General features: G+C 56.2%; 2 protein-coding genes and 1 pseudogene. All 3 read left to right on the forward strand.

Features of this window, described 5'->3' with window-relative positions; translation table 11 throughout:
- The first annotated feature begins 292 nt into the window (after nt 1–292).
- On the forward strand, nt 293–1,741 hold the full coding sequence (cysS, locus tag ACXJ5O_RS23305; protein ID WP_457301983.1) for a cysteine--tRNA ligase: 1,449 nt from the start codon (nt 293–295) through the stop codon (nt 1,739–1,741).
- A complete protein-coding gene (locus ACXJ5O_RS23310) occupies nt 1,738–2,244 on the forward strand; it encodes a GFA family protein (RefSeq protein ID WP_457301984.1) in 507 nt (168 codons plus the stop codon). The genes cysS and ACXJ5O_RS23310 overlap by 4 nt, the downstream gene beginning before the upstream one ends.
- Nucleotides 2,241–2,944: pseudogene (locus ACXJ5O_RS23315) on the forward strand (citramalate synthase); the annotation flags it as partial. The gene ACXJ5O_RS23310 and the pseudogene ACXJ5O_RS23315, both read left to right, overlap by 4 nt.

The following is a 2,944-nucleotide window of genomic DNA, read 5'->3' on the forward strand; positions in this document are numbered from 1 at the left end:
GATTTTGGGCTATTCGGTTAATTTGGATTAACCATCGTAAAGTCGACAAAAATGCAACACCGCGTGTTTGGCGCGAGCGCTTGACGATTTGCCCGCACTCGATCATAAATGCCCGCATGAAAACGTCACCCGTAACGATTATTATTACCTGTCGGATTATTATCAGCTAGCGCTCGCTGGCCCGGCCGTTTTCGTCTCAAAAATCCTGACAAAGATGGGAAACGCGCCGGTCGCCAGACCAGCGCGATGATATGCGTTTTGACGATGAACCCCGAATTTCGAGATCCAGGACATGCCGCAGGAATTGAAGCTGTACAACACGCTCACGCGCACAAAGGAGAGCTTTGTGCCGATCGATCCGGATAATGTGCGCATGTATGTCTGCGGCCCAACGGTCTATGATTATGCTCACATCGGTAATGCGCGGCCGGTTATCGTCTTTGACGTGTTGTTTCGGTTGCTTCGTCATATCTACGGCGAAAGCCATGTAACCTACGTGCGCAACATCACCGACGTCGACGACAAGATAAATGCGCGGGCGGCCCGCGATTATCCGGACCTGCCTTTGAATGAAGCGATCCGCAAGGTCACTGAATTAACCAACGAGCAATTCCAAGCGGATGTGGCAGCGCTCGGCAATCTCCAGCCTTCATCTCAACCACGCGCGACCGAATATATTGCTGAAATGGCGGCGATGATCGATCGCCTCGTCGAGCGTGGCGTCGCCTATGTCGCCGACGGCCACGTATTGTTTTCGCCATCGGCGATGAATGCCGGCAACGGCCCGCGCTACGGGTTGCTCTCGCGCCGTTCATCTGACGACATGATTGCCGGTGCGCGCGTCGACGTTGCCTCTTACAAACGCGACGAGATGGATTTCGTTCTGTGGAAGCCCTCGAAGGAAGGGGAGCCGGGCTGGCCGTCGCCTGCGGGCATCGATCGTCTCGGGCGCCCGGGCTGGCATATCGAGTGCTCGGCCATGTCGATGGCGAAGTTGCTTGAACCATTTGGTGGCGGGTTGCAATGCGACGATCCCGTAAAGAACATTTTCGACATCCACGCCGGTGGCATCGATCTGGTGTTCCCTCACCATGAAAACGAGCTTGCCCAGTCCTGCTGCGCCTTTGGCACTGACCGGATGGCCAATGTCTGGATGCACAACGGCTTCCTGCAGGTTGAGGGCCAGAAAATGGCCAAAAGCACCGGTAATTTCGTGACGATCCATGAATTGCTGGAGACAGACACGTTCGGCGGCCGTAAATGGCCGAGCGAGGTGCTGCGCCTTGCCATGCTCATGACCAACTATCGCGAGCCGATCGACTTCAGTGTCAGAAAACTAGAGGAGGCAGAGAACATCCTCGCCAAAGCCCGCGAATATGTGGGTGATGCTGGCATCGGAGGCGTTCCGGACGAGGCTATCGATATCCTGTCGGACGACCTCGCAACGCCAGGCCTTATCAATTGGCTGGCATCGATCAGGAAGTCGCGCGTCCTCGATCCTGAGGCGTATCGTGCTGTGTTCGCGCTGCTGGGCATTGATTTGAGCGTAGAAAGCGTCTCACGCGAGCTAGAGAATGAAATCGAAACCAAGATCCGCAATCGCCTGTCTTTGCTTGCAGCCAAGAGTTTCCCTGAAGCTGACCGCATCCGTGATGAATTGCTGGAAAAAGGCGTTCAATTGAAGGACGGAAAAGATCCCGCTACCGGCGAACGTGTCACGACCTGGGAGATAAAGCGATGAGTCTGGATAACAAGCCCGTATACACTGGCGGTTGCCAATGCGGTGCGATCCGCTTTCGCGTGGAGGGTACACTCGGTGACGCATCGATCTGTCATTGCCGCATGTGCCAAAAGGCCTTCGGCAACTTTTTCGCGCCCCTCACATCAGTGCGCGGCGCGGATTTTGAGTGGACACGGGGCGAGCCCAAGCGGTTTCAATCGTCTAATCACGTCAAGCGGGGTTTTTGCGCGAACTGCGGAACCCCGTTGACCTATGAAGCACCGGACGGTGTGGCACTTGCTATCGGTGCGTTCGATGAACCTGAAGAATTGGCGCCCACCATTCAGTGGGGCATCGAAGACAAACTGCCTTACGTTGATGATCTGTCGAAACTCCCCGGATACACATCTGACAGCGATGCGGAATCGGTGGAATTCCTGAAAACGATGATATCCTATCAGCACCCCGACCATGACACGGAGCAGTGGCCGCTACTGGGGTCGCGAGGGGAGGCGGGCGAGTGACAAAAGAACGGATCTATCTCTTCGACACGACATTGCGCGATGGCCAGCAAACGCCTGGTATCGACTTTTCAGTTGAGGACAAGAAAGTCATTGCATCCATGCTGGATGAGTTCGGCTTCGACTATGTCGAGGGCGGCTATCCGGGAGCCAACCCGACCGACACCGCCTTCTTCGCCGAAAAGCGTACGAAGCATGCAAAATTCGCAGCTTTCGGCATGACCAAACGCGCCGGCGTCTCGGCCTCCAATGATCCCGGACTTGCAGCACTCATCCGTTCGCCAGCTGACACCATATGCTTTGTCGCCAAAAGCTGGGACTATCATGTTCGCGTAGCGCTCGGCTGCACGAATGAAGAAAACCTTGAGTCCATCGATGCTTCCGTTCGTGCTGCTGTTGAGGCAGGCAAGGAAGCCATCGTCGATTGCGAGCACTTCTTCGATGGCTATAAGGCCAACCCGGAATACGCGCTCGCCTGCGCCAAGACCGCCTACGACGCAGGAGCCCGCTGGGTCGTCCTGTGCGATACCAATGGCGGCACGCAGCCCGCGGAAGTCACCGAAATCGTCCGCGCCGTGACGAAACACATCCCCGGCGATCATCTTGGCATTCACGCGCACAATGATACGGAGCAGGCAGTCGCCAACTCGCTGGCTGCAATCGATGCAGGTGTCCGCCACGTGCAAGGCACACTCAACGGTAT

The organism is Phyllobacterium sp. P5_D12 (assembly GCF_054049495.1).